Origin of the sequence: Ramlibacter pinisoli, assembly GCF_009758015.1 — a bacterium.
In the GTDB taxonomy this organism is placed as follows: domain Bacteria; phylum Pseudomonadota; class Gammaproteobacteria; order Burkholderiales; family Burkholderiaceae_C; genus Ramlibacter; species Ramlibacter pinisoli.
On record NZ_WSEL01000003.1, the window covers coordinates 858145 to 880116 of the forward strand.

Genomic DNA, 21972 nt, shown 5'->3' on the forward strand with positions numbered 1-21972 from the left:
CAGCAGCCCTGCCATGAACATCTCGAAATTCTTCATCGACCGGCCGATCTTCGCCGGCGTGCTCTCGCTGCTGATCTTCCTGGCTGGCCTCCTGGCCCTGCGCGGGCTGCCGATCTCGGAGTACCCCGAGGTCGTGCCGCCCACCATCGTGGTGCGGGCCAACTACCCCGGCGCCAACCCCAAGGTGATCGCCGAGACCGTCGCCACCCCGCTGGAGGAGGCGATCAACGGCACCGAGGGCATGCTCTACATGAGCAGCCAGGCGACCACCGACGGCCTGCTCACGCTCAGCGTCACCTTCCGCCTGGGCACCGATCCCGACAAGGCGCAGCAGCTGGTGCAGAACCGCGTCTCGCAGGCCGAGCCGCGCCTGCCGGAGGAGGTGCGGCGCCTGGGGCTGAGCACCGTCAAGAGCGCGCCCGACATCACGATGGTGGTGCACCTGGTGTCGCCCAGCGGCCGCTACGGCATGGACTACCTGCGCAACTACGCCGTCCTGAACGTGAAGGACCGGCTGGCGCGCATCCAGGGCGTCGGCCAGGTCGGCATCTGGGGCGGCGGCGAGTACGCCATGCGCATCTGGCTCGACCCGCAGAAGGTGGCGCAGCGCAACCTGTCGGCCGGCGACGTGGTGCGTGCGGTGCGCGGCGAGAACGTGCAGGCCGCGGCCGGCGTCGTGGGCGCCTCGCCCAGTCCGGCCGGGGTCGACGTGCAGCTGTCGATCAACGCCCAGGGGCGCCTGGCCAGCGAGGAGGAGTTCGGCGACATCATCGTCAAGACCGGCGCCGACGGCGCCGTCACCCGGCTGCGCGACATCGCGCGGCTGGAACTGGGTGCGGCCGACTACTCGCTGCGCTCGCTGCTGAACAACGACCCCGCGGTGGGCATCGGCGTCTTCCAGGCGCCCGGCTCGAACGCGCTGGAGATCTCGGCCCAGGTGCGCGCCACGATGGACGAGATCGCCCGCACCATGCCCGACGGCGTGGAGTACCGCATCGCCTACGACCCGACGCAGTTCGTGCGGGCCTCGATCACCTCGGTGGTCCACACCCTGCTGGAGGCGATCGCACTGGTGGTGCTGGTCGTCATCCTGTTCCTGCAGACCTGGCGCGCCTCCATCATCCCGCTGCTGGCGGTGCCGGTGTCGGTGGTCGGCACCTTCGCCGTGCTGCACGTGCTGGGCTTCTCGATCAACGCGCTCAGCCTGTTCGGGCTGGTGCTGGCCATCGGCATCGTGGTCGACGACGCCATCGTGGTGGTCGAGAACGTCGAACGCAACATCGAGTCCGGGCTGTCGCCGCTGGAGGCGACCTACCAGGCCATGCGCGAGGTCTCGGGCCCGATCGTGGCCATCGCGCTGGTGCTGGTCGCGGTGTTCGTCCCGCTGGCCTTCATCAGCGGCCTGACCGGCCAGTTCTACCGCCAGTTCGCGGTGACCATCGCCATCTCCACCGTGATCTCGGCGGTGAACTCGCTGACGCTGTCGCCGGCGCTCGCGGCCCTGCTGCTGCGCGGCCACGACGCGCCGCGCGACGCCCTCACCCGCTTCATGGACCGCTGGTTCGGCTGGCTGTTCCGCGGCTTCAACCGGCTGTTCGGCCGCGGCTCGCAGGCCTACGGCGGCGGCGTGCGGCGCGTGCTCGGACGCAAGGCGGTGATGCTGGGCGCGTACCTGGTGCTGGTGGTGGCGACGGTGGGCCTGTTCAAGGCGGTGCCGGGCGGCTTCGTGCCCGGCCAGGACAAGCAGTACCTGATCGGCTTCGCCCAGCTGCCCGACGGCGCCACCCTGGACCGCACCGACGCGGTGATCCGCCGCATGGGCGAGATCGCGCAGAAGAACCCGAACGTGGAGGGCACCCTGGCCTTCCCGGGCCTGTCGATCAACGGCTTCACCAACAGCTCCAACTCGGGGATCGTGTTCGCCATGCTCAAGCCGTTCGGCGAGCGCACCCGCGCCGACCAGAGCGGCAACGCGGTCGCCGCCCAGCTGAACCAGCAGTTCGCCGGCATCCAGGACGCCTTCATCGTGATGTTCCCGCCGCCGCCCGTGCAGGGCCTGGGCACCACCGGCGGCTTCAAGCTGCAGTTGGAGGACCGGGCGTCGCTCGGCTACGAGGCGATGGACGGCGCCGTGAAGGCGTTCATGGCCAAGGCCTCGCAGGCGCCGGAACTCGCCGGCCTGTTCAGCAGCTGGCAGGTCAACGTGCCGCAGCTGTGGGCCGACATCGACCGCACCCGGGCGCGCCAGCTGGGCGTGCCGGTGACGGACATCTTCGACACCATGCAGATCTACCTGGGCAGCCTGTACGTCAACGACTTCAACAAGTTCGGGCGCACCTACTCGGTCCGGGTCCAGGCCGACGCGCCCTACCGCGCGCGGGCCGAGGACATCGGCGCGCTCAAGGTGCGCGCCGCCTCGGGCGAAATGGTGCCGCTGGCGGCGGTGCTGAAGGTGCGCGAGAGCCACGGCCCCGAGCGCGCCATGCGCTACAACGGCTACCTGGCCGCCGACATCAACGGCGGCGCCGCGCCCGGCTACTCGAGCCACCAGGCGCAGGCGGCCATCCAGCGCATCGCCGCCGAGACGCTGCCGCCGGGCATCGCGTTCGAATGGACCGACCTGACCTACCAGGAGATCCTGGCGGGCAACTCGGCGGTGATCGTGTTCCCGCTGGCCATCCTGCTGGTGTTCCTGGTGCTGGCCGCGCAGTACGAGAGCCTGACGCTGCCGCTGTCCATCATCCTGATCGTGCCCATGGGACTGCTGGCCGCGATGACCGGCGTGTGGCTCTCGCACGGCGACAACAACGTCTTCACCCAGATCGGCCTGATGGTGCTGGTCGGGCTGTCGGCCAAGAACGCGATCCTGATCGTGGAGTTCGCGCGCGAGCTGGAGTTCGCCGGCCGCACGCCGTACCAGGCCGCCATCGAGGCCAGCCGGCTGCGGCTGCGCCCCATCCTGATGACGTCGCTGGCGTTCGTGATGGGCGTGCTGCCGCTGGTGCTGTCGACCGGCGCCGGCTCGGAGATGCGCCAGGCCATGGGCGTGGCCGTGTTCGCCGGGATGCTCGGCGTCACCGCCTTCGGACTGTTCCTCACGCCGGTGTTCTACGTCGGCCTGCGCGCCCTCGCCGGCAACCGTCCGCTGCGCCACCACCGCGCCGCCCCGACCGACACCGGGACCCTGCGGCCGGCCGGCGGCGCGACCGCGCGGCCCGTGCCCGCCGCGCCCCACCAGGACTGAATGGAAACCGCCATGACGAGATCGTTCGCCTTGATCCCCTTGGTCGCCGCCCTGCTGCTGGCCGGCTGCGCGACCGCCTTGCCCGACCTGCCCGCCGAAGCGGCGGCACCGGCCCGCTTCAAGGAGGCCGGCGAGCGCTGGACGCTCGCGCAGCCGGCCGAGGCGCAGGACCGCGGCGCCTGGTGGAAGACCTTCCAGGACCCGGTGCTGGACCGGCTGGTCGAGCAGGCGGCCGTGCACAACACCAGCGTGCAGCTGGCCGCGTCCGCCCTGGCGCAGGCCCGCGCGCTGGTGCGCGAGGCGCGCGCCGACCGGCTGCCCCAGGTCGCCGCCGCCGGCCGCGTGGTGCGCGAGGCCGGCGCGAACACGCCAGCCGGCGCGACCCCCGCGACCCTGGTGCAGGCCGGCGCCGCGCTGGCCTGGGAGGTCGACGTGTTCGGCCGGCTGGCACGCGTGCAGGACGCGGCGGCGCTGGATGCGCAGTCGCGCGCGGCGCTGCTGCAGAGCACGCAGCTGCTGGTGCAGGCCGAGGTGGCGCAGGCCTACCTGGCGCTGCGCGCGCTGGACGCCGAACGGGCGCTGGTGCGCGAGACCGTCGCCGCCTACGCCGACACGTTGCGCCTGACGCAGCGCCGCTTCCAGGCCGGCGACGTCGCCGAACTGGACGTGGTGCGGGTGGAATCCGAAGTCGCCGCCACCGAAGCCGACGCCCTGGCGCTCGACCGGGCGCGCGCCGAGGTCGAGCACGCGCTGGCGGTCCTGGTCGGCGAGCCGGCGTCCAGCTTCGGGCTGGACAGCGCCGCCTGGACCACCGCCCTGCCGGTGATCCCGCCCGGCGTGCCCGGCACGGTGCTGGCCCGCCGCCCCGACGTCGCAGCGGCGCAGGCCTCCCTGCTGGCGGCGCAGGCCCGCGTCGGGGTCGCCCAGGCGGCCTGGTTCCCCCGCATCGCGCTCACGGCCGACGGCGGCTTCGCCTCGCCCGAGCTCGGCGACCTGTTCAAGTGGTCGGCGCGGGCCTGGAGCATCGGCGCGCTGCTGTCGGTGCCGCTGCTGGACGGCGGCCGGCGCGACGCGCAGCTGCAGGTCGCGCAGGCGCAGCTGGACGGTGCGCTGGCCGGCTACCGCGGCCAGGTGCTCGGCGCCTTCCGCGAAGTCGAGGACCAGCTCTCCGCGCTGCGGCTGCTGGCCGAGCAGTCGCAGGCCCAGGGACGGGCGGTGGATGCGGCGCGGCGCGCCAGCGTGATCTCGGAGACGCGCTACCGCAACGGGCTGGTCAGCCAGCTCGACCTGCTGGATGCGCGCCGCAGCGAGCTGCGCAACCGGCGCCAGGCGCTGCAGGTGCGTGCTGCCCAGGACCAGTCCACGGTCGCGCTGATCCGGGCGCTCGGCGGCAGCTGGGACCCGGTCGTGCGGCCGGCGCGCGAGGTGACACCGGCGACCCGGGAACTGGCCTCCCGCTGAGCCCCCGGACCGGCGCCCTGGGGTACGCTGGCCGTTGCTGCCGGAGACCGCCATGCCTGTCCACCGCCCCCTCACCCGCCGCGCTGCCACCGCCGCCCTGGTCGCCCTGCCCGTGCTCCACCTCGGCGTGCGCGCACAGGCGCCGCGCCGGCCCACGCCGGCGCAGACCGAAGGCCCGTTCTATCCGGTGCAGCTGCCGGCCGACACCGACCACGACCTGCTGCGCAACGGCAACGCGAGTTACGCCGGTGGCCAGCCGGCCTGGGTGGCCGGCACCGTCAGCGACGTGCAGGGCCGGCCACTCGCCGGGGCCGCGGTGGAGATCTGGCAATGCGACGGCGACGGCCACTACCACCATCCGGGCGACGGCGGCCGCGCCGATCCCGCCTTTCAGGGCTTCGGCCGCGTGCTGGCCGACCGCGAGGGCCAGTGGCGCTTCCGCACCATCCGGCCGGTGGCGTACAGCGGGCGCACGCCCCACATCCACGTGAAGGTGCGACTGGGCAGCCGCGAGCTGCTGACCACGCAGCTGTATGTGCAGGGCGATCCGCACAACGAGAGCGACGGCCTGTGGCGACGGCTGTCGGCGGCCGACCGCGAGGCGCTCACGGTGCCGTTCCGCGCGGGAGCGGACGGCCTGCAGGCCAGCTTCCCGATCGTGGTGGCAGCCTGACGCGGACAATCGGCGCATGACCACGACAAGCCACCTCACCGTTCTCACCGGCGCGTCGCGCGGCCTGGGCCTCGCGATCGCCAAGCAGTTGCTGGGCGCCGGCCACGCCCTGCTGTGCATCGCCCGCAAGCCGAGCGACGAGCTGGCCGCCGCTGCCGCTGCCATCGGCGCCACGCTGGAGCAATGGCCGCAGGACCTGACCCGCGCCGACGTCGCGGCCGCCCGGCTCGAGACCTGGCTCGCCGCCCGCGGCGAGACCGGGCTGGCCAGCGCGACCCTGGTCAACAACGCCGGCGCGATCCCCCGCATCGCGCCGCTGGGCGAGATCGGCGCCGACGACCTCGCCCAGGCGCTGCGCGTCGGGCTGGAAGCGCCGATGCTGCTGACCGGCGCCTTCCTGCGGGCCACCACCGCCTGGCGCTGCCAGCGCCGGGTCCTGAACATCTCCTCCGGGCTGGGCCGCCGCGCGATGGCCTCGCAGGCCACCTACTGCGCCGCCAAGGCCGGCATGGACCACTTCAGCCGCGTCGTCGCGCTCGAGGAGGCCCTGCGCCCGAACGGCGCCCGCATCTGCTCGCTGGCGCCCGGCGTGATCGACACCGACATGCAGGTGCAGCTGCGCAGCGCCGACGCCAGCGGCTTCCCCGACGTCGGCACCTTCCAGGGTTTGAAGGACAAGGGCCAGCTGGACACGCCGGCCGAGGCGGCCGCCCGCGTGCTGGCCGTCCTGGACCGTGTCGACTTCGGCACGCATCCGGTGGCGGACGTGCGGGACTACTAGGCGCCGGCCGCTGCCTCGTCCTGGAACCCGCCCGCCCGGTAGGTCAGCACCAGCGTGTCGCGGTGGCCGCCCGGGGCGGTCGGCTGGATCGGCGTGGTCTCGTGCACCACGCGCTCGTCGTCCAGCAGCAGCAGGCACCACGGCTCGGTGAGCGTGAAGCGCTGGCCGGCCGGGCCGTCGGCCTCGAATACCCGGGTCTCGCCGCCCTTGACGCCCTCGCGCGCCACCAGGAACACGGCCACCACGTCGACGCCGTCGCGGTGCGCGCCCTCGGGCGTCGGCCGCCCGATGCCATCGGTGGTGTCGATACGGAACTGGTGCGCCTCCACCGACCAGGGCTGGCCGCCCTTGGCCTGCGAACACACCCTGCCCAGGCCGGCCAGCAGGCCCTGCCAGGCCGGCGTGGCCACCACCTCCGGCCGCATCGGCTCGAACCAGCGCTGCATGCCGCCGTGCAGGGCGTTGTATTCCACCGGCTGCCAGTGCGCGCGGTGCGGCACCTGGCGCAGGCCGTCCGCCTCGGCCACGAAGCAGGAATGGCGGCGGCGCCGGTAGCGGCCGCCGTCCTTGAGGTAGATGTCGGGCGGCAGGTCGTCCCACGAGGGCGCCAGCTGTGCCAGCTGCGCCAGCTCGCAGCCGGCCAGCGTGGCCACTCCGGCCGGGCTGAGCACGGCGTAGCCGCGCGAGCGCAGCAGCGCGGCGGCCTCGCCCGCCGCGGCGTAGGGGGGATGCAGGATCATGGCGCGAGAGCTTAACGGCTCGACCGAGGCCCTTTGGGTGCGGGGGGCGAAGCGGCGAAGGAGCAGACACCCGCCCGCAGACGGCGCAGAAGTGACGCAAAAGGCGCTGAAGGACCTCCCACGTCGCCAGGGATGACCGACGTCGTGGATCCCGGCCTTCGCCGGGATGACCGGCCAGGGCGCTGTCAATGCCGGTGGTGATCCGGGCGGTAGATCCCGGCGTTCGCCGGGATGACCGACTGCGCGCTTGCGCGCTTAGTCGGTCACCTCCACGCCTCGCCAGAAGGCGACGCGGCCTCGCACCATCTCGGCCTCGGGCTTGGGATCGGGGTAGTACCAGACCGCGTCGGTGTTCAGCTCGCCGTCGACCAGCAGCGAGTAGTAGCTGGCCTGGCCCTTCCAGGCGCAGGTGGTCTTGTGGTTGGAGAAGGTGACGTAGCGGCGGTCGAGCGCGCTGTCGGGGAAGTAGTGGTTGCCTTCGACCACCACCGTGTCGTCGCTCTGGGCGATCACCTTGCCGTTCCAGCTGGCCTTCATCGAAACAGTTCCTATGGGTTCACTCGGGCGCGTGCAGCCAGTGCACGCTGAACAGGTTGCCCGGATCGGTCCAGGCCGGGCCGGGCCGGAAGCCGGCCTGCACGGCCAGCCGGCGCAGGCCCTCGATGCTGAATTTATAGGAATTCTCGGTGTGCAGCGCCTGGCCAGCCTCCAGCACGTAGCTGTGGCCGTCGACTGCAACCTGCTGGCGGCAGCGGCTGACCAGGTGCATCTCGATGCGCTGCTGCGCCGCGTTGTAGAACGCGCTGTGCCAGAAGCGGTCGAGGTCGAACGCGGTGCCCAGCTCGCGGTTGGCGCGCGCCAGCAGGTTCAGGTTGAAGGCGGCTGTGACGCCCTGGGCGTCGTTGTAGGCCGCATGCAGGACGTTCGGGTCCTTCACCAGGTCGGCCCCCAGCAGCAGGCCGCCGCCGCGCAGCAGCCGGGCGGCACCGCGCAGGAACTGCAGCGCTTCCTCGGGCGTGAAGTTGCCGATGGTGGAGCCGGGGAAGAAGCCGACGCGCCGCGCGCCCGGCAGCGGGTCGGGCAGGCGCAGCGCCGCCGTGTAGTCGCCGGCCACCGGCTGCACGTGCAGGCCGGGGTGCTCGCGGCGCAGCCCGACGGCCGCGTCGACCAGGTGCTCGGTCGAGATGTCGATCGGCAGGTACCGCCGCGGCTGCAGCGCGGGCAGCAGCAGCCGCACCTTGCTGCACGAGCCGGCCCCGAACTCCACCAGGTCGGCGCCGGTGCCGGCCACGGCGGCGATCGCGCCGGCATGTTCGGCCAGCAGCGCGCGTTCGGTGCGGGTGGGGTAGTACTCGGGCAGCTCGCAGATGCGGTCGAACAGGCGCGAGCCTTCGGTGTCGTAGAAGTACTTGGGCGAGATGGCGTGCGGCGGTGCCGCCAGCGCGCGTTGCAGGTCGCGCTGGAACTCGCTGCCTTCCAGCGCCTGGCCCGAGAGCTGTTGCTCGGCCTCGAGGATGCGGGCGCTCAACGTGCCACCTCCCGCGCCAGGCGCAGGCCCGAACATTGCCAGCGGGCGGCGGGCGGGAAGAAGTTGCGGTAGGTGCGGCGCGCGTGGCCGGGCGGCGTGTAGGCGCTGCCGCCGCGCAGCACCAGCTGCCCGACCATGAACTTGCCGTTGTATTCGCCGACGGTGCCGGCCAGCGGCCGGAACCCGGGATAGGGGTCGTAGGACGAGCGGGTCCATTGCCAGGCATGGCCCGTCATCTGCGTGATGCCGGGCTCGTCCCACATCGCCTCCCACTCGGCCTCGGTGGGCAGGCGGGCGCCGGCCCATTCGGCATAGGCGGCGGCCTCGTAGAAGCTCAGCTGCGTGACCGGGGCGGCAGCATCGAGCGGACGCACGCCGGCCGGGCCGAACACCTGCCAGCGGTCGGACGGGGCGCGTGGGTCGCCCGGGGCCAGCCAGTGGGCCGGTGCCTGCCAGCCCTGCGCCTGCACCGCGGCCCAGCCGTCGGACAGCCACAGGCCGGCCGCTCCATAGCCGCCCTCCTCGACGAAGGCCAGGTACTCGCCGCAGGTGACGAGCCGGTCGGCCAGTTCGAACGGCTGCAGCAGCACCGCATGGCGCGGCGTCTCGTTGTCGAATGCGAAGCCTTCGCCGGCGTGGCCGATGTCGACCGTGCCGCCGGGATGCGCGAGCCAGCGCACCGGCGCGACCTGGCTGGCCAGCCGCAGCGCGGGCGCGTCCTGCGGCTTCCAGGCCGGCAGCAGCGGGTTGCAGGAGAAGGCATGCAGGATGTCGGTGGCGATCAGTTCCTGGTGCTGCTGCTCATGCTGCAGCCCCAGCTCGACCAGGGGCGCGGCCGCCTCCCACTGCGGCCCGGCCGCGCCGGCCAGGAAGGCCTGCATGGCGGTGTCGACATGGGCCCGGTAGGCGTGCACCTCGTCCAGCGACGGCCGCGTGAGCAGGCCGCGCTGCGGCCGCGGGTGGCGCGGCCCCAGCGATTCGTAGTACGAGTTGAACAGGCGCCCGAACGCCGGGTCGAAGGCGCGGTAACCCGGCACGTGCGCCGCCAGCACCACGGTCTCGAAGAACCAGCTGGTGTGGGCGAGGTGCCACTTGGTGGGGCTCGCGTCGGGCATGGACTGCACGCCCTGGTCTTCGGCCGTCAGGGTGGCGGCGAGTGCCAGCGAATGGGCGCGCACCTGCGCGTAGCGCGTGGCGGCCGCTGCGCACGGGCCGCTCGCCAGGGTGTGGGGCGCGGCCTGCACGCTGGATGGGATGGGCATGGAGAGATCCTTCTTGGCTGGGTCGCTTGGCCCCTTGAATTCATTACAGCATGTTGCTGCGACAGCCGGGGTCGAAGGGGCCTGTCGTCACCTCCCCTGGCCCAACGGCGGCGGCTGGCAACTGTCCTGGACAAGGTGGTGGCTGCAGATGGCGAATGAAGAGCCGCGCGGCTCAGGGACCGACGAAGCGGTTGAGCGCCTGCAGCACGGGCGAGTCCTGCGCCGCCTGCGCGCGCTGGCTGCGTTTCCAGTCGCCCAAGCGGCTCGGGCTGTCGTCCATGCGCACGAAGTGGACGGGCCGGCTGCAGGCGTCCCACTTGGCACAGTGGTCGGCCCAGCGCCGCACCTGGCCCGGCGGCACGTACAGGTAGACCGGATCGCTGCGCCGGTCGAGCGTCGCGCGCTGCACCATCACCGGCACCTTGTTGATCACCGGCGGCGGCGTGCCCTGGACCGCGATGCGGCCGTAGATGCCGGGGCGCAAGGGCTTGCCGGTGCTCTCGTTGGCCCACCGACCCTCCTGGGCCAGGGCACCGGCGCAACCGGTCGCGGCGAGGAAGAAGGCCAGCCCGCGCATCGTGTCATCCGGCCAGCGTGGTCGCGAACGTGGCGCACAGCACGACGATCGCGACGGTGGCGACGATCACGCCTTCGAGCAGGCGCGACGCGGCGGGGGGACGGCGGGGGTGGCGCGGGGACATGGGGGATCGGGGGACGACAGCCGGTTGTATGGCCGAGCCGGCCGCAGCGCCTGTAGGCGTGCAGGAAGGCTTGCTGCCGGAGAACCCTGCCCCTTCGTAGGAAGGCGCCGACAGGAACTGTGGCGGCACGCGGATTGCCTCGCATCGCGCCATGGCCCCCGATGCCGTCCTGCTCGATGTGCTGCGCCCTCGCCTGCTGCCGTTCGGCGAGAACCTGCCCCGCGAACTCATGGACGCGATCGGGTCAGCCCGGCTGGCCTTGCTGGGCGGGGCCAGTACCGGCACGCATGAGTTCCAGGCCTTGCGCGCCGCCATCACGCGCGAGCTGATCGGTCGGCACGGCTGCCGGGCGGTGGTGATCGAGGGTGACGCGCCCGACGCCTGGCGCGTCAACCGCTGGGTGCGCGGCCTGGACGGCGGCGAGGCCCTGGAGGCGCTGGCCGGCTTCGAGCGCTTCCCGGGCTGGCGCTGGCGCAACCCCGTCATGCTGGACTTCATCCAGTGGCTGCGCGAGGTCAACGCCGGCCGGCCGCCGCGCGAGCGCGCCGGCTTCTACGCGATGGACCTCTACGGCCTGTCCGGGCCGGCGCACGAGACGCTCGCCTGGCTGGACCGGGTCGACCCCGATGCCGCCCGCCGGGCCCGGCTGCGCTACGCCTGCCTGGACCACTACCAGCAGAACCTGGAGGCCTACGGCTGCGCAGCCGGCTTCGGCATCAGCCGCGAGGACGGCGTGGTGGCGCAGCTGACCACCGCACTGCAGCGCCGGCCGGCGCCTGGCGTCGACGACCCCGATGCGCTCTTCCATGCCCGGCAGGCCGACCGCCTGGCCGGGCAGGCCAAGCCCTATTACCGCGACATGTTCCGCGGGCGCGCGTCCTGCTGGAACCAGCGCGAACTGCACATGGTGGACACCCTGCAGGTGCTGGGCGAGCACCTGGGGCAGGCACAGGGCGAGCCGGCCCGGCTCGCCGTCTGGGGCCACACGGCACACCTGGGCGACGCCAGCGCGACGGCGATGGCGCGCGAGGGCGAATGGAGCGTCGGCGAACTGGCGCGGCGCCGCTGGCCGGGCGAGACCTTCCTGCTCGGCTTCACCACCAGCGAGGGCAGCGTGCGGGCCGCGGCCGACTGGGACGCGCCCGGCCGCGCGATGGCCCTGCCCCCCGCCCTCGAGGGCAGCTGGGAAGCGCTGTTCCATGCCACCGGCGAGGACAGGTTCGCGCTGTTGCCGGATGCGGCGCTACGCGCCCAGCTCGACCGGCCGCTGCTGGAACGCGCGATCGGCGCGGTCTACCTGCCCGAGGCCGAGCGGCGCAGCCACTATCTGGCCGCCCGGCTGTTCTCGCAGTTCGATGCCGTGCTGCACGTGGACCGCACCCGGGCGCTGGATGCCCTGGCGCCGGCCGGCACCGCGGCCGACATGGAGGCGCCGCAGATCGATTCGGGCGCGTCCCGGCGCGCCCGCGAACCTGCCGCCTAGACGCCGCCGTGCGGGTGCGTCGGGTCGATCCAGAGCACCTGCTCGGGCTTCTCGACCGGCTCGATCTCCAGGTTGACCGCCACCGCCTCGCCGTCGCTGCGGCACAGCACGCACTCCAGCACCTCGGTCGGGCTGGCGTTGATCTCCTGGTGCGGCACGTACGGCGGCACGTAGATGAAGTCGCCCGGCCCGGCCTCGGCGGTGAACTCGAGGTGCTCGCCCCAGCGCATGCGCGCCCGGCCCTTGACCACGTAGATCACGCTCTCGAGGTGGCCGTGGTGGTGGGCGCCGGTCTTGGCATTGGCGTGGATGGAGACCGTGCCGGCCCACAGCTTCTGCGCGCCGACGCGCGCGAAGTTGATCGCCGCCTTGCGGTCCATGCCCGGCGTCTGTGCCGTGTTGGCGTCCAGCTGGTTGCCGGGGACGACGCGCACGCCGTCGTGCTTCCAGCGCGGGGCGTCGCCGGCGGCGCCGTGGGCGTGCGGGTGCGCGTGGTCGTGCGAAGGATCGTGGGCCATGGCGTCAACCGAACTTCTGCCGTGCCAGTTCGGCACCGCGCGCCAGCGCCTCCAGCTTGCGCAGGGCCACCTCGCGGCCCATCGGTGCCAGGCCGCAGTTGGTGCAGGCGATGAGGCGCTCCTTCGGCACGAACTGCAGGGCCCGGCCGATCGTCTCGGCGACCTGCTCGGGCGTCTCGATCACGTCGCTGGCGACGTCGATGACGCCCACCATCACGTCCTTGCCGGCCAGCAGCCGCATCAGCTCGGGCGGCACGTGCGAGTGGTAGCACTCCAGGCTGACCTGCTGGATGGAGCTGGCGGCCAGGGCGGGGAACACCTTCTCGTACTGGCGCCACTGTTCGCCCAGGGTTTCCTTCCAGCGGTTGTTGGCCTCGATGCCGTAGCCGTAGCAGATGTGGACGGCCGTGGTGCAGGTCAGGCCCCGGGCGGCGCGCTCCAGTGCCTGCACGCCCCACGTGGCGGCGTCGTCCATGTACACGTTGAAGGCCGGCTCGTCGAACTGGATGATGTCGACCCCGTCGGCCTGCAGTGCCAGCGCTTCCTGGTTCAACAGCTCGGCAAAGGCCATGGCCAGCTTCACGCGGTCGCCGTAGTGGCGGTCGGCCACCGTGTCGACGATGGTCATGGGGCCGGGCAGCGTGAACTTCAGCTTGCGGTCGGTGTGGGCGCGCGCCAGCTGCGCCTCGAACGCATGCACGCGGCCCTTGAGGCGCAGCGGCGCCACCACCTGCGGCACCATCGCGTCGTAGCGGTTGTCGCGGATGCCCATCTTCACCTTGTGCTCGAAGTCGATCCCCTCGACCTGCTCGAGGAAGCCGTGCACGAAGTGCTGGCGCGACTGCTCGCCGTCGCCCACCGTCGACAGGCCGGCATCCTCCTGGGCCTTGATCCACAGCAGGGTGGCGTCGGCCTTGGCCTGGCGCAGCTCGTCGCCCTGCAGCTTCCATTGGGGCCACAGCTTCTGCGTCTCGGCGAGCCAGCCCGGCTTGGGCAGGCTGCCCGCGATGGCGGTGCGGAACATCGGTGTCTCCTTGTCGTTGTCGAAGAAAGTTGCCGGTGCGACGGCTCAGGCCAGCTCGAATGCCCCGGCCAGCAGTTCGTAGGACCGGCGCTGCGCGGCCGGGTCCCAGGCCCAGGTGACGATGACCAGCTCGTCGACCTCGTACTGGGCCGCGCGGGCCAGCAGCTTGTCGCGCACCTGCCGGGCGCTGCCGACGATGGCGCGCTCGCGCAGCAGGGCCAGTTCGGCCTGCTCGCCCGGGTCGTAGGGGCGCGCGGCCTCGGCCGGCGGCAGCAGCGGCCCGAACTTGCCGCTGCGCCGGTCGATGCGGGCCCGCTCGCGGCTGCGGAACAGGTGCCAGGCCTGCTCCTCGGTCTCGGCGGCCAGGGCCGACAGGCAGACCGCGGTGGTCGGCCGTTCGAGCACGCCGGGACGGAAGGTGGCGCGATACAGGTCGAGGGCGGACTTGCACCCCTCGCCGTCGGTGATGAAGTGGGCGAAGGCGTACGGCAGGCCGTAGTGCCCGGCCAGCTGCGCGCCGTAGCCGGAGCTGCCCAGCATCCACAGCTGCGGCGCCGTCGCCGCCATGGGCAGCGCCCGCACGCCCTGGCCGGGGTGGCCGGGCGGCAGGTCCTCGCCATTCACCCAGGCCTTGAGCTCCAGCACCTGCTGCGGGAAGTTGGCCGCGGCACCGAGGTCGGGGTTGAGCAGGCGGGCGGTGCGCTGGTCGCTGCCCGGCGCGCGTCCCACGCCCAGGTCGATGCGGCCGGGCGCCAGCGCATCCAGCACGCGGAACTGCTCGGCGACCTTGAACGGCGAGTAGTGCGGCAGCATGACGCCGGCGCTGCCGATGCGGATGCGCGACGTGCGTGCCGCGATGGCGGCCATCAGCACCTCGGGCGCGGTGCCCACCAGCGTGGGCAGGGCATGGTGTTCGCTGAGCCAGAAGCGCTGGTAGCCCAGCGCCTCGCACGCCTGCGCGAGGGCCACGGTGTGGCGGATGGATTCGTCGTGCGGGCGGCCGGCACGGGCGACGGACTGGTCGAGGACGGACAGGCGCAGGGCGGCGGTCATGGGACGGAAAGCTTCTCACACCTGCGGCGGACGCGCAGCAGGGACACCCATAATGTCCCCATGCCCCTGGCCTCCTTGCGCCCCCGCGTCGTCGTCATCGGCTGCGGCTTCGGCGGACTGGAAGCCGTCCGGGCGCTGCACGACGCGCCGGTCGACATCGTCCTGCTGGATCGCACCAACCACCACCTGTTCCAGCCGCTGCTCTACCAGGTGGCCACCGCGGGCCTGTCGGCGCCGGCCATCGCCGCCCCTGTGCGGCACCTGTTCCGCCGGCAGGGCAACGTCACCACGTTGCTGGGCGAGGCCACGCGCATCGACCCGGCCGCGCGCCAGGTGCACCTGAAGGACGGCGCCGCCCTGCCCTACGACCACCTGGTCGTGGCTGCCGGGGCCACCCACAGCTACTTCGGCCATGACGAGTGGGCCGCCCATGCCCCGGGCCTGAAGACGCTGGACGATGCGTTCGAGATCCGGCGCCGGGTGCTGCTCGCCTTCGAGGCGGCGGAGAAGGAGGACGATCCCGCGCGCCGCGCCGGCTGGCTCACCTTCGTCGTCATCGGCGGCGGGCCCACGGGCGTCGAGATGGCCGGCACGATGGCCGAGATCGCGCGCCACACCCTGCCGGGCGAGTTCCGTCGCATCGACCCGGCCGCCGCGAAGGTGCTGCTGGTCGAGGGCAGCCCGCGCGTGCTGCAGGCCATGCCCGAGGACCTGAGCGCGCGCGCCGCCGCGCTGCTGGAGAAGCTGGGGGTCGAGGTGCGCACCGGCGCCCGCGTCACCGGCATCGATGCACGGGGCCTGGAGGTGCAGCCGGCGCAGGGCGAGCCCTACCGCATCGAGAGCCGCTGCATCGTCTGGGCCGCGGGTGTCGCCGCCTCGCCGCTGGGGCACCAGCTGGCCGAAGGCACGGGCGCCACGGTCGACCGCGCCGGCCGGCTGGTGGTCGAGCCCGACCTGAGCCTGCCCGGCCATCCGGAGATCAGCGTCATCGGCGACCTGGCCGCAGCACGCAGCCACGTGCCCGGCCGCGAGCCGGCGCCGGTGCCGGGCGTTTCGCCGGCCGCCAAGCAGATGGGCCGCTGCGCCGCTGCCAACCTGCTGCAGCGGCTGGCCAGCCGGCCGACCCGCCCGTTCCGCTACCGCGACTACGGCAACCTGGCCACCATCGGCCGCAACGCCGGCGTCGTGGACCTCACCACGCCCCTGGGCCACCTGCACTTCAGCGGCTACCCAGCGTGGCTGTTCTGGCTGTTCGCCCACGTTTACTTCCTGATCGGCTTCCGCAACCGGGTGGTCGTGCTGTTCGACTGGGCCACCGCGTACTGGAGCCACAACCGCTACGCCCGGGTCGTCACCGCTATCGAGCCGGCCACCGTCGACCGCTGAGCCTCAGCATGTGGAACCGCAGCGCTTCGCCGCGGTCCAACCGGGGCCGCATCTCGCGGCGCAAGGAGTCCGGTATGTCGCACATGAAACACTGGCAAGACCCGGCCAATGGGGTGCTGGGTGCCTGGCTGATCCTGTCTCCATGGCTGCTCGGCCTGCAGGCGGACCGTGTCGTGACGATCAACTTCGTCGTGGTCGGGTTGCTGCTGGCCGCCACCGCCCTGGGCGCGATCCTGCTGCCCCGTGCATGGGAGGAGTGGACCGGCGCCGCACTCGGTGCCTGGCTGATGGCCTCGCCGTGGATCCTGGGCTTCGCGGGCAACGCGCTCGCCGTCCAGGTCGCCATCTTCACCGGCCTGGCCGCCGTGGTGCTCACGCTGTGGGTGCTGGCGACCGACAAGGAATACGGCGACTGGTGGCACCGGATGGTCGGCTGAGGGCCGGCACCGGGGCTCAGGCCGGCGGCGGCAGGGCTGCGCCGCAGTGCTGGCAGTAGGCCGCTTGCGGCCCATGGTCCGACGCACCGCAGGCAGCGCAGTTGCGTGATGCCTGCGGAGCGTGGCCATGCCTGCGCGCCGTCATCTCCGCCGTCACGATGCCGGTGGGGACGGCCAGCGTGCCCCAGCCCAGCAGCATCATGAGCGAGGCGATGGTGCGGCCCAGGTCGGTGCGGGGCGTGATGTCGCCGAAGCCCACGGTGGTCATGGTGGTGATGGCCCAGTACACCGAGGTCGGGATGTCCTTGAAGCCGTGCTCCGGCCCCTCGACGACATACATCAGGGTGCCGAGCACCAGGTCGATCATCACCACCGCCGCCAGGAACACCAGGATCTTGCGGCGGGTGGCCCACAGCGCATTCCCCATCACCTGGTACTCGGTGACGTAGGCCGTGAGCCGGAAGATCCGGAAGATGCGCAGCAGCCGCAGGATGCGCACGTCGATCAGCGCGTGCAGCTCCGGCACGAACAGGGCCAGGTAGGTCGGCAGCACCGCCAGCAGGTCGACGATGCCGAAGAAGCTCAGCACGTAGCGCAGCGGCCGCTCCACGCTGGCCACCCGGGCCACGTACTCCACGGTGAACAGCAGCGTGAAGAACCACTCCGCTGCCGTGAAGGCCTGGCGCCAGCTCTGGTGCCAGCCCTGCACGCTGTCGGCCAGCACGATGGCCACGCTGACCAGGATGGCGGCGACGACGACCTGGTCGAACAGCCGCCCGGCGGGCGTGTCCGACTCCCAGATAACCCGGTACAGCCGCGCGCGCCAGGGCTGGCGAGGCGGGTCGTCGGGGGCGGGCCGCTCCTCCATGGCGTCAGGCCGTGGGCCGGCTGAACTTCTCCACGGCCTCGCGCGTGGGCGTCGTGCCCGCGCCGGGCTCGCGGGGCACGCGGAAGACGCCGTCGACCACCTCGGCCGGTTCGGTGAAGCAGTCCTTGATCCAGGGGATGTACTCGAGCACGGCGCAGGCGGGGTGGGCGTAGTTGAGGTGCACGTGCACCTGGCTCATGTCGCCCGCATGCGGCGCCACCGGCAGGCGGTACGAGTGGGCGGTCTCGCACACGCGCAGCACCTCGGTCAGGCCGCCCATGCGCGTGACGTCGGGCTGCACCCAATGGATGGCGTTCTGGTGGAAGAACTCGGCGAAGGCATCCTGCGTGTACAGCTGCTCGCCCAGCGCCACCGGGATGCGGCTGGCGCGCGCCAGTTCGGCATGGCCCTTGACGTCGTCGTACCAGAGCGGCTCCTCGAACCAGTAGACGTCGAACGGCTCGGCTCCTCGGCAAAAACGCAGGCAGGTGGACAGGTCCCACTTGCCGTTGCCGTCGACCGCCAGGGTCACATCGGGACCGATGGCGCGCCGCACCGCTTCCAGGCGCCGCAGGTCGCGTTCGACGGTGGAGCCCACCTTGATCTTGATGCCGGTGAAGCCGTCGCCGACCGCCCGGCGGGCGCCGTCCACCAGCTTGTCGTCGGCGATGCTCAGCCAGCCGATGTCGGTGTTGTAGGCCCGGACCTTGTCGCGCACCTGTCCGCCCAGCAGCTTCCACAGCGGCACCTGCGCCGCCTTGGCCTTGAGGTCCCAGAGGGCGACGTCGATGGCCGCCTGCGCCAGCGTGGTGATGCCGGCCCGGCCCACCCACTGCAGTGCCGGGTTGCGCGCGAGCTTGAGCCACAGGCGCTGCACGTCGTTCGCATCCTCGCCCAGCAGCAACGGGGCATGGCAGGTGGCGATGCAGCGCGCGATCAGCTGGTCGCTCGGCAGGTGGGCATGGGTGCCGGTGAAGCCGTAGCCCGACAGCCCGTCGTCGGTGTCGATGCGCGCGCCCACCACGCCCCAGTGCGTGATCGTGTGCGTGCTGTCGGCGATCTGCGAGCCCGTGACCGGCACGTGCAGGATGAAGGGCGTGACCGATTTGATTTGCATGTGTGTTTGTCTCCTGGCGCGGAGTTTTACACAGGGCCTGGAAGAGGTTGGGGTGGGATGGGGGTCGCGGAACTGAACCTTGGGTGTTCGGGGGGAGGCGGCGCTTTGGTGGATCGAGGAGGGCCCGTCTCACCGACCGAACACGCCAGGCGGTGCGGTCGAGTACGTGATGTTCCGGGGCAGCCGGCGAGTGGCGCAATGTCCGGTGCCGTGGACCCGGCGCCCCGTCTGGATCGGCGCAGGGCCGGCACGCGCCCCCTCGTGGATCAAGCACATCGTCTCCACGCGCCAGGTGGTGCCTGGCATGAGCGATTTGTGGGACGGCTGCCTCAGGCACGGCCGGGGCGGCGCGCGCGCCAGCGCGCATCGTGAACTGACTCCGGCTCCTTGTTTGAACGGAGCGCGTAGCGCGCAGTGAGTTGGAGCCGGCAAGCCCCGGCCGGCGCTCGAGGCAGCGCTGTCAGAGCGAGCGAAGCGACGCGGCGACCGGCACACCATGAGCTTGTGCCAGGCACCACCTGGCGCGTCCCCCTGCCCTGCGCCCTGCCCTCTGGCGGGCAGCAGCCCCGACGGCCCCGTCTGGATCGGCGCAGGGCCGGCACGCGCCCCTCGTGGATCGAGCACATCGTCTCCACGCGCCAGGTGGTGCCTGGCATGGGCGATTTGTGGGACGGCTGCCTCAGGCACGGCCGGGGCGGCGCGCGCGCCAGCGCGCATCGTGAACTGACTCCGGCTCCTTGTTTGAACGGAGCGCGTAGCGCGCAGTGAGTTGGAGCCGGCAAGCCCCGGCCGGCGCTCGAGGCAGCGCTGTCAGAGCGAGCGAAGCGACGCGGCGACCGGCACACCATGAGCCCGTGCCAGGCACCACCTGGCGCGTCCCCCAGCCCCCAGCCCCCAGCCCCCAGCCCCCAGCCCCAAGCCCCAAGCCCCAGGTCAGCGGGTGTCGCTCCCGCGGTGGCGCCGGCTCGCGTGGTAGGCGATGCGGCGGGCGCGCTGCACCTCGCCCAGCGGCCGGTGCTCGGCCAGCGCCTGCCAGGGATCGAAGCTGTCGGCCTCGATCGCACGCGCCAGCGCCTGCGCCTCCTGCGACGCCGCGTCCTGCACCGGCAGCATCAGGCGCGCCACCGTGGTGTAGGGCGTGGGCCAGGATACCGAGGCGTCCTCGATCGGGGTGAGCGCCTCGCTGGCGAAGTACTGCAGCTGCAGGTCCCAGTGCAGCGGCAGGCGCGCCAGGCGGCCGCAGAAGTCGGCGGCCCAGTCGCGGCGGGCACGCGGGGCCGGCTTGCCGTTGGCGCCGGACGGCAACAGCCGCACGCGCACCGCGTAGGGGCCATTGGCCATCGGCAGGGCGCTGTACAGCGGTTCGGTGGCGAAGCCGCTGAACGGGCGGTGCAGCCCCCAGGCCATGCGGCCGAGCTGGCGCGACGCACCCAGCACGCCGTAGCGGGCCAGGACGTGCCGGAACAGCGCCGAATTGCCCTGCGACGCCGCGACGACGAACGCCACGAACTCGTCGCTGCGGGCGAACGCGAAGCTCTCCTGGTTGATGAGCGTGAAGTCCTGGGTGACCGCCGGCCCGCCCAGGGCCGATTCGCCACGCACGCCGAACACGCGGAATGACAACCCGCGCACGTCGGGAACGCTGTCGGCAGCGGGGTCGAGGCCGCCGTTGGACAGCCGCACGTGGACTTCGTAGTCGCGCGGCTCGGCGAACAGGCCATGGCGGGCGAAGCCGGGCAGGCCGTCCAGCACCTCGAGCGAGCCGTGCGCCACGGCCAGCGCCTTGCGGTGCAGCGCGCGGCCCCGGCCCCAGCGGCCCGAGCGCTCGGCCTGCAACTGCGTCAACAGGCCGGCATGGCGCTCGAAACGCTCGGCTTCATCGGGCGCCACGTGCTCGGTCCAGGCGGTGCTGGGTCCGGGGGTGCGGGGCATCGGTCCTCCTCCTGCCGCGGTCGGGCCGGAACGGCCCGTGGGCTCATTGTCGTGCTTCCGCCTCCTGCAGGCTACGCCACATGACCTTGCCGCTGCCGCTCTTGGGCAATGCGTCGACGAATTGCACGATCCGCGGCACCTTGTACACGGCCATGTTCTCGCGGCACCAGTCGACGATGTCCTGCTCGCTCACCTGCCCCTTGTGGGCGGCCCGCAGCACCACCACCGCCTTGACCGTCTCGCCGCGGTAGGCGTCGCGGGCCGCGATGACGCAGGCCTCCTGGATGGCCGGGTGGCGGAACATCAGCGCCTCCACCTCGGCCGGCCAGACCTTGAAGCCGGACGCGTTGATCATCCGCTTGAGGCGGTCGGTGAGGAAGAAGTAGCCGTCCTCGTCCATGCGTCCGAGGTCGCCGGAGCGGAAGAAGCGCTTGCCCTCGAACTCGATGAAGGCCGCCGCCGTGGCTTCGGGGCGCTTCCAGTAGCCGTCGAACACCATCGGCCCATGGATGACGATCTCGCCCTGTTCACCCGGCGGCATCTCCTGCAGCGTCTCGGGATCGACCACGCGGGCGTCGCAGCTCATGAACGGGACGCCCAGGCACTGCTGCTTGGGCGCCTCGTGCGGGTTGCTGTGCGAGGGCGCCGCGGTCTCGGTGAGCCCATACCCCTCGACATAGCGCAGGCCGAACTGCTCCAGCAGCCGCTGCGCCACCGCCTGCGGCATGGCCGCGCCGCCGCCGCCGATGTGGACGAGGCTCGACAGGTCGTACTGGTCGAAGTGCGGGCTGCCCAGCAGGTCGATGACCATGGTGGGGATGTTGGTCCAGGTGGTGACTTTCCAGCGCGAGATCAGGCGGCCAGCCAGGTCGCGGTCCCACCGGGGCATCACCACCAGGGTGCCGGCCAGCCAGATGGCGGTGTGCAGCACGCTCACCATGCCGGTGATGTGGAACATGGGCACCACCAGCAGGGCCACGTTGTCGGCTGTTCCATTGCCCCAGGCGGCGCTGGCCATGGCGTTGTGCATCAGGCTGCGGTGCGGATGCATGCAGCCCTTGGGCAGGCCGGTGGTGCCGCTCGTGTAGGGCAGCACGGCCAGGTCATCCGGGCCGACCGCCAGCTCCGGCAACGGCAGGTAGTTGGCCAGCGCCTCGGTCCAGGCGAGCACCTGGCCTTGTTCCAGTGCCGGCAGCGGATGGCGCGCGAGCAGCCAGTCGCGCCAGGCAGCCGGTGGCGTGCCCTCGTCCGAGGCCGGGTCGAAGGCGTCGGTGTACTGGGTGACGATGAGGTGCGCCAGTTGGTAGGCCGCCGGCAGAGCCGCATCAGCCTTGGCGAGGTCTTCGGCGACGTCGCCGGTGACGATGGCGACGCGGGCGTCGGGGTCGGTGATGTAGTGCTTCAGCTCCTCGGCCCGGTTCATCGGGTTGACCGGCACCACCACGGCGTTGGCGCGCAGGATGGCGAAATGCGCGATCACCAGCTGCGGGCAGTTCTGCATGTCCAGCAGCACGCGGTCGCCCTTGCGCACGCCCAGCGCGTGCAGCCGCGCGGCCAGGCGCTCGGCCTGCTCCTGCAGCTGGGCATAGCTGAGCACGCGGCCGAAGAACACCAGCGCCGCCTTGTCCGGGAAGCGGCGCGCGCTGGTGGCCAGGTTGTCCCACAGCGAGGTCTTCGGCAGGGTCAGGGCATGGGGCAGGCGCTTGGGCCAGAAGCGGTGGTGGGGGCGAGGCAAAGGCGTCTCCGGGAAGGAACCCCAGCCTA

19 protein-coding genes are annotated in these 21972 nt (G+C 72.2%); 7 read left to right on the forward strand and 12 right to left on the reverse strand.

Annotation, left to right across the window (positions count from 1 at the left end):
• Positions 1–13: 13 nt before the first annotated feature.
• The 4 genes from GON04_RS05295 to GON04_RS05310 are packed head-to-tail and all read left to right on the forward strand — an operon-like array spanning position 14 to position 6159.
• Positions 14–3244 carry an efflux RND transporter permease subunit gene (locus GON04_RS05295; RefSeq protein WP_157396904.1) on the forward strand — a complete coding sequence of 1077 codons (3231 nt, stop codon included), beginning with the start codon at positions 14–16 and terminating at the stop codon, positions 3242–3244.
• Positions 3245–3256: 12 nt separating this feature from the next.
• Positions 3257–4705: an efflux transporter outer membrane subunit gene (locus tag GON04_RS05300; RefSeq protein ID WP_157396905.1), complete on the forward strand. Its 1449-nt coding sequence runs from the start codon at positions 3257–3259 to the stop codon at positions 4703–4705.
• A 52-nt stretch (positions 4706–4757) separates the two neighbouring features.
• The gene (locus GON04_RS05305) at positions 4758–5378 is read left to right on the forward strand and encodes a dioxygenase family protein (RefSeq protein WP_181653900.1); all 621 of its coding nucleotides are present in this window, start codon (positions 4758–4760) and stop codon (positions 5376–5378) included.
• 16 nt (positions 5379–5394) lie between these two features.
• Entirely contained in the window at positions 5395–6159 is a 765-nt protein-coding gene (locus GON04_RS05310) for an SDR family NAD(P)-dependent oxidoreductase (protein ID WP_157396906.1), read from the forward strand.
• On the opposite strand, the gene GON04_RS05315 is transcribed toward GON04_RS05310, so the two are convergent.
• From GON04_RS05315 to GON04_RS05335, 5 genes are all read right to left on the reverse strand, one after another.
• On the reverse strand, positions 6156–6899 hold the full coding sequence (locus tag GON04_RS05315) for a 2OG-Fe dioxygenase family protein (RefSeq protein WP_157396907.1): 744 nt from the start codon (positions 6897–6899) through the stop codon (positions 6156–6158). The genes GON04_RS05310 and GON04_RS05315 overlap by 4 nt on opposite strands.
• Positions 6900–7154: 255 nt before the next feature.
• Positions 7155–7436, reverse strand: a complete 282-nt coding sequence (locus tag GON04_RS05320; RefSeq protein ID WP_157396908.1) for a DUF427 domain-containing protein — start codon at positions 7434–7436, stop codon at positions 7155–7157.
• A 19-nt stretch (positions 7437–7455) separates the two neighbouring features.
• A complete protein-coding gene (gene egtD, locus GON04_RS05325; RefSeq protein ID WP_232533036.1) occupies positions 7456–8379 on the reverse strand; it encodes an L-histidine N(alpha)-methyltransferase in 924 nt (307 codons plus the stop codon).
• Between the two features lie 44 nt (positions 8380–8423).
• Positions 8424–9689 carry an ergothioneine biosynthesis protein EgtB gene (gene egtB / locus GON04_RS05330; protein WP_157396910.1) on the reverse strand — a complete coding sequence of 422 codons (1266 nt, stop codon included), beginning with the start codon at positions 9687–9689 and terminating at the stop codon, positions 8424–8426.
• 172 nt (positions 9690–9861) lie between these two features.
• A complete protein-coding gene (locus GON04_RS05335; protein WP_157396911.1) occupies positions 9862–10266 on the reverse strand; it encodes a hypothetical protein in 405 nt (134 codons plus the stop codon).
• A 275-nt stretch (positions 10267–10541) separates the two neighbouring features.
• Here GON04_RS05335 and GON04_RS05340 point away from each other — a divergent pair, with 275 nt between their 5' ends.
• On the forward strand, positions 10542–11873 hold the full coding sequence (locus GON04_RS05340) for an erythromycin esterase family protein (protein WP_157396912.1): 1332 nt from the start codon (positions 10542–10544) through the stop codon (positions 11871–11873).
• Here the strand turns inward: GON04_RS05340 and GON04_RS05345 are convergent.
• Genes GON04_RS05345 through GON04_RS05355 form a run of 3 tightly spaced genes read right to left on the reverse strand, consistent with a single transcriptional unit; the run spans position 11870 to position 14468 of the window.
• Complete coding sequence (locus GON04_RS05345) at positions 11870–12391, reverse strand: cupin domain-containing protein (protein ID WP_157396913.1); 522 nt, start codon at positions 12389–12391, stop codon at positions 11870–11872. The two genes, GON04_RS05340 and GON04_RS05345, sit on opposite strands and share 4 nt — an antisense overlap.
• A 4-nt stretch (positions 12392–12395) precedes the next feature.
• On the reverse strand, positions 12396–13415 hold the full coding sequence (locus GON04_RS05350; protein ID WP_157396914.1) for a methionine synthase: 1020 nt from the start codon (positions 13413–13415) through the stop codon (positions 12396–12398).
• Between the two features lie 45 nt (positions 13416–13460).
• The gene (locus GON04_RS05355; RefSeq protein ID WP_232532942.1) at positions 13461–14468 is read right to left on the reverse strand and encodes an LLM class flavin-dependent oxidoreductase; all 1008 of its coding nucleotides are present in this window, start codon (positions 14466–14468) and stop codon (positions 13461–13463) included.
• A gap of 60 nt (positions 14469–14528) precedes the next feature.
• Between GON04_RS05355 and GON04_RS05360 the strand changes: the two genes are divergently transcribed.
• Complete coding sequence (locus tag GON04_RS05360) at positions 14529–15854, forward strand: NAD(P)/FAD-dependent oxidoreductase (RefSeq protein ID WP_157396915.1); 1326 nt, start codon at positions 14529–14531, stop codon at positions 15852–15854.
• An 83-nt stretch (positions 15855–15937) separates the two neighbouring features.
• On the forward strand, positions 15938–16291 hold the full coding sequence (locus GON04_RS05365) for an SPW repeat protein (protein ID WP_370530037.1): 354 nt from the start codon (positions 15938–15940) through the stop codon (positions 16289–16291).
• Positions 16292–16307: 16 nt separating this feature from the next.
• Here GON04_RS05365 and GON04_RS05370 read toward each other — a convergent pair whose 3' ends face one another.
• The 4 genes from GON04_RS05370 to GON04_RS05385 all read right to left on the reverse strand — a co-directional run bounded on the left by GON04_RS05370 (position 16308) and on the right by GON04_RS05385 (position 21943).
• Positions 16308–17159 carry an ion transporter gene (locus tag GON04_RS05370; RefSeq protein ID WP_157396917.1) on the reverse strand — a complete coding sequence of 284 codons (852 nt, stop codon included), beginning with the start codon at positions 17157–17159 and terminating at the stop codon, positions 16308–16310.
• Positions 17160–17163: 4 nt separating this feature from the next.
• Positions 17164–18276 carry a mandelate racemase/muconate lactonizing enzyme family protein gene (locus GON04_RS05375; RefSeq protein ID WP_157396918.1) on the reverse strand — a complete coding sequence of 371 codons (1113 nt, stop codon included), beginning with the start codon at positions 18274–18276 and terminating at the stop codon, positions 17164–17166.
• A gap of 933 nt (positions 18277–19209) precedes the next feature.
• Positions 19210–20208 (reverse strand): catalase family protein, encoded by a 999-nt coding sequence (locus tag GON04_RS05380; RefSeq protein WP_157396919.1) that lies wholly within the window; start codon positions 20206–20208, stop codon positions 19210–19212.
• A 43-nt stretch (positions 20209–20251) separates the two neighbouring features.
• Complete coding sequence (locus GON04_RS05385) at positions 20252–21943, reverse strand: long-chain fatty acid--CoA ligase (protein WP_157396920.1); 1692 nt, start codon at positions 21941–21943, stop codon at positions 20252–20254.
• Positions 21944–21972: the final 29 nt, after the last annotated feature.

Excerpts from the sequence above, each read along its gene's own strand:
- GON04_RS05295 (WP_157396904.1), top strand. The coding sequence starts at position 14 with ATGAACATCTCGAAATTCTTCATCGACCGGCCGATCTTCGCCGGCGTG.
- GON04_RS05300 (WP_157396905.1), top strand. The coding sequence starts at position 3,257 with ATGACGAGATCGTTCGCCTTGATCCCCTTGGTCGCCGCCCTGCTGCTG.
- GON04_RS05305 (WP_181653900.1), top strand. The coding sequence starts at position 4,758 with ATGCCTGTCCACCGCCCCCTCACCCGCCGCGCTGCCACCGCCGCCCTG.
- GON04_RS05310 (WP_157396906.1), top strand. The coding sequence starts at position 5,395 with ATGACCACGACAAGCCACCTCACCGTTCTCACCGGCGCGTCGCGCGGC.
- GON04_RS05315 (WP_157396907.1), bottom strand. The coding sequence starts at position 6,899 with ATGATCCTGCATCCCCCCTACGCCGCGGCGGGCGAGGCCGCCGCGCTG.
- GON04_RS05320 (WP_157396908.1), bottom strand. The coding sequence starts at position 7,436 with ATGAAGGCCAGCTGGAACGGCAAGGTGATCGCCCAGAGCGACGACACG.
- egtB (WP_157396910.1), bottom strand. The coding sequence starts at position 9,689 with ATGCCCATCCCATCCAGCGTGCAGGCCGCGCCCCACACCCTGGCGAGC.
- GON04_RS05335 (WP_157396911.1), bottom strand. The coding sequence starts at position 10,266 with ATGCGCGGGCTGGCCTTCTTCCTCGCCGCGACCGGTTGCGCCGGTGCC.
- GON04_RS05340 (WP_157396912.1), top strand. The coding sequence starts at position 10,542 with ATGGCCCCCGATGCCGTCCTGCTCGATGTGCTGCGCCCTCGCCTGCTG.
- GON04_RS05345 (WP_157396913.1), bottom strand. The coding sequence starts at position 12,391 with ATGGCCCACGATCCTTCGCACGACCACGCGCACCCGCACGCCCACGGC.
- GON04_RS05350 (WP_157396914.1), bottom strand. The coding sequence starts at position 13,415 with ATGTTCCGCACCGCCATCGCGGGCAGCCTGCCCAAGCCGGGCTGGCTC.
- GON04_RS05355 (WP_232532942.1), bottom strand. The coding sequence starts at position 14,468 with ATGACCGCCGCCCTGCGCCTGTCCGTCCTCGACCAGTCCGTCGCCCGT.
- GON04_RS05360 (WP_157396915.1), top strand. The coding sequence starts at position 14,529 with ATGCCCCTGGCCTCCTTGCGCCCCCGCGTCGTCGTCATCGGCTGCGGC.
- GON04_RS05365 (WP_370530037.1), top strand. The coding sequence starts at position 15,938 with ATGAAACACTGGCAAGACCCGGCCAATGGGGTGCTGGGTGCCTGGCTG.
- GON04_RS05370 (WP_157396917.1), bottom strand. The coding sequence starts at position 17,159 with ATGGAGGAGCGGCCCGCCCCCGACGACCCGCCTCGCCAGCCCTGGCGC.
- GON04_RS05375 (WP_157396918.1), bottom strand. The coding sequence starts at position 18,276 with ATGCAAATCAAATCGGTCACGCCCTTCATCCTGCACGTGCCGGTCACG.
- GON04_RS05380 (WP_157396919.1), bottom strand. The coding sequence starts at position 20,208 with ATGCCCCGCACCCCCGGACCCAGCACCGCCTGGACCGAGCACGTGGCG.